Genomic DNA, 6,297 nt, shown 5'->3' with positions numbered 1-6,297 from the left:
CCGAACCGCCCGAAGTGTTGGCGGTCAGGTTGCCCGTCACGGTTTCAGCGGTTGACGCTGGCGTACTGCCAGTCACGGTGCCTTGCGCCAGATCGGCGCCATCTTTGACCAAATCCAGCGCGTTTTCGAACACCGTGGCTTGCGCATCAATGACGACTTTCAAACCGCTGTCAGTCAGGTTGAAGGTCACCGTGGCAGTGCTTTGGTCGCCGTCGCCGTCGCGGATGGTGTAGGTAAAGGTGTCAGTTGCCGTCGGTGTAGTCACCAGGTTTGGTGTGCCTTTGTACACCGCCGTGCCATCCGCCGAGATGGTCAGCGTGCCGTAGGTGCCATTGATGACGGTGCTGCCGCCACTGGTCACGGTCACCGCCGCGTTGCTACCAGCTTTAATCGCCACTACTGCGCCGCCTGCCGCCCCGCCGTCTGCGCCGAGGGTGTCATTGGCCAGTACGTTAAGGGTCGAGGTGCCGCCTTCAATCAGGGTGCCGGTGTCGTTGGTGGCCTGCGGCACATCGTCGACGATGCTGATTTTGATCGTGCCGGTGGTGGTGTTGCCCAGTGCGTCGGTGGCCTGGTAGGTGAAGTTCTCCAGACCGGCCACGGTGTTGGCGCCGTTGTCCGCACCCGGTGTGGTTTTTGGCGCCGATGTCAGGGTGTAGGTGTATTGGCCGTTGGCATTCAGTTGAATTTGGCCGTAGGCGCCCGCTGTATTACTCAAAAGTACGAAGGTCAGTGCGCCCGAACCGCCCGAGGTGTTGGCGGTCAGGTTGCCAGTGACCGTCTCAGCGGTTGAATCCGGGGTGCTGCCAGTGACGGTGCCTTGCGCCAGATCGGCGCCATCCTTGACCAGATCCAGCGCATTTTCGAACACCGTGGCCTGCGCATCGCTGACCACTTTCAAACCGCTGTCGGTCAGGGTGAAGGTCACCGTAGCGGTGCTTTGGTCGCCGTCACCGTCGCGAATGGTGTAGGTAAAGGTGTCAGTGGCCGTCGGTGTAGTCACCAGATTCGGTGTGCCTTTGTACACCGCCGTGCCATCTGCCGAGATGGTCAGCGTGCCGTAGGTCCCGTTGATCACGGTGCTGCCGCCACTGGTCACGGTGACTGCGGCGTTGCTGCCCGCTTTAATGGCGACCACTGCGCCGCCTGCCGCCCCGCCGTCTGCGCCGAGAATGTCATTGGCCAGTACGTTAAGGGTCGAGGTGCCGCCTTCGATCAGGGTGCCAGTGTCGTTGGTGGCCTGCGGCACATCGTCGACGATGCTGATTTTGATCGTGCCGGTGGTGGTGTTGCCCAGCGCGTCGGTGGCTTGGTAAGTGAAACTTTCTTGGCCATCAATCACATTGGCGCCGTTATCAGCACCCGGTGTGGTTTTTGGCGCCGAGGTCAGGGTGTAGGTGTATTGGCCGTTGGCATTCAGTTGAATTTGGCCATAGGCGCCCGCTGTATTACTCAAAAGTACGAAGGTCAGTGCGCCCGAACCGCCCGAGGTGTTGGCGGTCAGGTTGCCAGTGACCGTCTCAGCGGTTGAATCCGGGGTGCTGCCAGTGACGGTGCCTTGCGCCAGATCGGCGCCATCCTTGACCAAATCCAGCGCGTTTTCGAACACCGTGGCTTGCGCATCGCTGACCACTTTCAAACCGCTGTCGGTCAGGGTGAAGGTCACCGTGGCGGTGCTTTGATCGCCGTCACCGTCGCGAATGGTGTAGGTAAAGGTGTCAGTGGCCGTCGGTGTAGTCACCAGATTCGGTGTGCCTTTGTACACCGCCGTGCCATCTGCCGAGATGGTCAGCGTGCCGTAGGTGCCGTTGATCACGGTGCTGCCGCCACTGGTGACGGTGACTGCGGCGTTGCTGCCCGCTTTAATGGCGACCACTGTCGCGCCGTCTGCACCCAACACATCGTTGGTCAGTACGTTAAGGGTCGAGGTGCCGCCTTCGATCAGGCCGCCGGTATCATTTGCCGCGCTCGGCACGTCATCGACGATATTGACGTCTACCGTTCCCGTGGCAGTGCTGCCATCGACATCGGTGGCAACGACAGCAAACTGTTCACTCACGCTGTTGGTGCCGTCGCCTGCCGGATGCTGATCCGCGCCAGTAAGTGTGTAGCTGTAGGAAACAACGCCCGTCACCGGGTTGTACCCGTTGACGGTAAAGGTGTTGTTCAGCCCGGTGCTGATGGTTTGCACACCCGTATTGATGACGCCGTCCTTGATGATGTCGATACCGCCGACGCTCAAGTTTTGCAGGCCATCGAGCGAGGTGACGGTGAACGTGCCCGACTGGGTCAATGGCCCTTTGGCATCCACGGGTGTACTGCCCGCAGGCAGATTGCTTTCATACAGGGTCAGCTCGCCACCCCCCACGTCCAGCCCGGTCAAGACCACCGGATCATTGTTGTTGTGAACGTTCAGCACCAGTTGCGCGGTGCTGGCGTCACCGTCCGAGTCGGTCAGGGTATAGGTGAAGGTGTCGGTGCCATTACCGCCGCCTTTGAGGGCCAAAAAGGCAGGATCGGTCGAATGCACGGTGTAGGTATAAGTACCGTCAGTGGCCAGCACCAAGGTGCCATAGGTCCCGGTAAACGTACCCGCCGTGATCGGCCCAGCGCCAACGCGGTCGGCGCCCTGAACATCGTTGGTCAGTACGTTGCCTGTGAGTTGCAGATTGCTTTCCGAGGCAATGCCGTCGTTGTTGTCATTGACCGCCGTGGGCACATCGTCGATCACGTTGGCGATCAGCGTACTGGTGCCGGTGGTGCCATTGGTATCGGTGGCTATGACGCTGAATTGTTCACCCAACACGTTTGCGCCATTGCCCGCTGCGTGCGAGTCATTGCCGTTAAGTGTGTAGGTGTAAGTGACGATACCCGTGGTGGCATCGTAACCGGTGACTGTCAGCGTGTTGTTCAGGCCAGTGGTGATGGACTGGCCGACACCGCTGACCACCCCGCCGCTGATCACGTTAATGCCGCCCACAGACAAACTCTGTAAACCATCGGGCGCGTTGATCGTGAAAGAGCCTTGCTGAGTCAGCGCGGCGGCATCGGGGGCGGAGCCGGTGGGCAAGTGAGCCTCATTGAGCGGCGTGAGGTTGCCATTGATGCCGGGGACGATACTCACCGTATCGTCGTTGTTGTGGATGTTGAGCACCAGGTTGGCCGTGCTGCTGTCACCGTCTGAGTCAGTCAGGGTGTAACTGAAGGTTTCGGTGCCATTACCCCCGCCTTTGAGGGCCAGAAAATCAGCATCCTGAGGGTTCAGCGTGTAGGTATAAGTACCGTCTGCGGCCAGGGTCAACGTGCCGTATGTGCCCGTAAAAGTACCCGCCGTCACAGGCCCCGTCGCTACACGGTCTGCACCCTGACTATCGTTGGTCAGTACGCTGCCACTGAGCGTCAGTTGAGTTTCGGACGCCACCCCCGCGTTGCTGTCGTTAACCGCCGTGGGCACGTCATCGACCACGTTGATGTCCAGACTGTTGGTGGCGGTGCTGCCATTACTGTCGGTGGCGATAACTGAGAAATGTTCGCTCAGGCTGTTGGCGCCCTGCCCCGCAGGATGTGTGTCATTGCCGTTGAGGGTGTAGCTGTAACTGACAACGCCAGTCGTCGGGTTGTAGCCCGTAATGGTCAATGTATTGCCCAAGCCGGTGGTGATGGATTGACCTACACCGCTCGCAACTGAGCCATTGACCACCGTTATGCCGCCGACATTCAAAGTCAAAAGCCCATCAGGCGCAGACACGCTGAAGGTGCCGCTTTGCGTCAGGGCCGCCGGGTTACTGGCCGAACCCAGCGCCAGACTGGCTTCACTCAGCGTCAACTCGCCGCCTTCCACCGACAGGCCGGTCAAGGTGACAGGGTTATCGGGAGGCACGACGACCGGTGGCGGCACAAGCGCGCCATCGTCGTCATCGCGCAGGCCAATCACCCGCTCCTCAACGAATTCGGGAATACCATTGAACCCAGCGGTCGGAAAACCAATGATCGGGTCAACGCGACCTGCCACCTCTTCAAGCAGCACAAAGGTGTGCCCGCCACCCACTTGACCACCTGGCGCACCGGTGGCCGCCGGACCAGCGGCAGTTGCTTCAGCCACTTGGGTCGGGTCTTCGCCTGCCGCGATGGCCGCCTGGAGTTTTTCAACGTCTGTCAGTTGGGCTTCGCTGGGGGTCAACGTTTCAGGGGAATCAACGTGGGATGCCGGGTTTGGGCTCAGCAATGCAGAGGACAGGGTCATGGTGCTTTCGCGGCCCATGGTCAGCTCACCACCACCTCCTTGCAAATGGATTGCCACCGCACCCGCAGTGCCCGTCTCCAGTTGCTCACCGGCAAACACACGATCACCTTCAATCAGCACTCGGCGGGAACCATCACTGGCAATCGCAACTACCTGGCCAACCACGTTGCTAACGACACCGATCAAACTAGCCATGTCCATTCCCTCTGCTGCCGAGCGCATTCGGCCTGTGTGATCACGAGGACATGCAAAAGCTCAGGCAGGGAGGCTGGATCAATAGCGCGCGATGGCAAAAAACGTGGCCGGTTTAAATCATTTGGCCTGCACAACCCGCTTAAAAACCCAACAAAAACAGCGGTCAAATTGCCATCAGTCAATTAGTTGACATTTTTTCACCGCTGACCCAGCCACCCTTCCAAGCCCATTTGCTGCACATCCGAAAAATAGTTTTGAACTTTTAAGACCCTAAAAAACGCCCTGAAAAAAGCGAAATACGGGCTTTTCAGTGAGAACTGTGTCTCGGATCCTAAAGAAGTCATAAGTTTTTTTCGGACTAATACTTATGAGAAATGCTTCTTAGCTCGCGCCAAAGATGTTCTTAGCTTGGTTGTTACAAGCCTGAAACGGTTTGACCTAAAAATTACGTCATTTTTTTGGCGACAGCTAAGCATCATTGATTCAGGGAGAAGTACCTCATGCGCGTTTTGAACCCTCTTTGCAGCGCTATTTTACTGGCCATGGCGTGCAGCCAGGCGCAGGCCATGTCCATTACCGAGGCGATCCAGAGCACCATCAATACGCACCCGGAACTGCAAGCCAGCGAGAACAATCGCCTGTCTGCCAACGAGGATGTCAACGTCGCCAAAGGAGGGTTTTATCCATCTGTTGATTTGACCGCCAGCTACGGTCGAGGCTACAGCGATAACCCCAACACCCGGGGTTTGAACAGCCACAACACGGAAACGCTGAACTACACGACCTCTGAACTGCGCCTGCGGCAAATGCTGTTTGACGGGTTCAACACCTCCAACGAAGTGGGTCGCACTCAAGCGGTGGTCAATTCGCGCGCCTACTACGTGCAGGGCACCGCCGAGAGCCTGGCACTGCGCACCATCGAGGTGTACCTCGAAGTGCTCAAGCGTCGCGAAATGCTGACCCTGGCCAAAAATAATTTGCAGGCCCACTTACGGGTAAACGATCAAATCGGCATGCGCAGCGAACGCGGCATCGGCAGCATCGCTGACCAGGACCAATCCATCGCCCGTCGCGCACTCGCCGAAAACAACTTTCAGACAGCCGAAGTGGACTTGGCCGACGCCGAATCCAATTTCTTCAGCGTGGTCGGGCGCCTGCCTGATCAATTGGAAACGCCGCCCTCGATCAAGGGGGAGCTGCCGGGCAATTTCACCGCTGCCCAGCAAAGCATGCTGATCAATAACCCGTACCTGAAGTCGGCACAGGCCGACGTGCAAGCCGCCGAGAAACAGTACGAAGTGGCCAAGTCACCGTTTTACCCGCGTTTTGACGGCGAACTGGCCGTGGGCGCCAACGATAACGTGCAAGGTCAGGTAGGCCATGACAACGAATGGCGCGCCGGGGTGGTGATGAACTACAACCTGTTCAAGGGCGGCAGTGACAAGGCGCGCTTGAAATCGGACTCGCACAAAATCAATCAGGCGATGGACATCCGCAATAACGCGCTGCGCATGCTCAACGAAAACCTCAACCTGGCCTGGCACGCCATGAACAATGCGCGCCTGCAAACACCGACCGCACGTCAATACGCTGAAACATCGGCCAAGGTGCGCGTGGCGTACCAAGATCAGTTCGGCCTGGGACAGCGCACCCTGCTTGACCTGCTCGACAGTGAAAACGAGGTATACAACGCCAACCGCCGCTACACCGAAGTGCGCTACACCGAAGAGTTTTCGATGTACCGCGTACTGGCGAACATGGGGGAATTACTGCGTAAGGAAAACGTTGTCATGCCCGCAGAATCTATCGCCCAGACCGAAGTAAAAAGCGATGCCCGTTTGCCGGAAATGAAGTAAGCG

2 protein-coding genes are annotated in these 6,297 nt (G+C 58.3%); one reads left to right on the top strand and one right to left on the bottom strand.

Going from position 1 to position 6,297, the window contains the following annotated elements; all coding sequences use genetic code 11:
• On the bottom strand, positions 1 to 4,438 hold a 4,438-nt coding region (locus AP059_RS04405), incomplete at its 3' end, for a retention module-containing protein (protein ID WP_120752312.1).
• Positions 4,439 to 4,938: 500 nt separating this feature from the next.
• Here AP059_RS04405 and AP059_RS04400 point away from each other — a divergent pair.
• Positions 4,939 to 6,294: a TolC family outer membrane protein gene (locus AP059_RS04400; RefSeq protein WP_059762053.1), complete on the top strand. Its 1,356-nt coding sequence runs from the start codon at positions 4,939 to 4,941 to the stop codon at positions 6,292 to 6,294.
• Positions 6,295 to 6,297: the final 3 nt, after the last annotated feature.

It is taken from the genome of Pseudomonas sp. TAA207 (assembly GCF_001529285.1).
Classification (GTDB): domain Bacteria; phylum Pseudomonadota; class Gammaproteobacteria; order Pseudomonadales; family Pseudomonadaceae; genus Aquipseudomonas; species Aquipseudomonas weihenstephanensis.
This window is presented reverse-complemented; position numbering and strand designations above follow the sequence as displayed.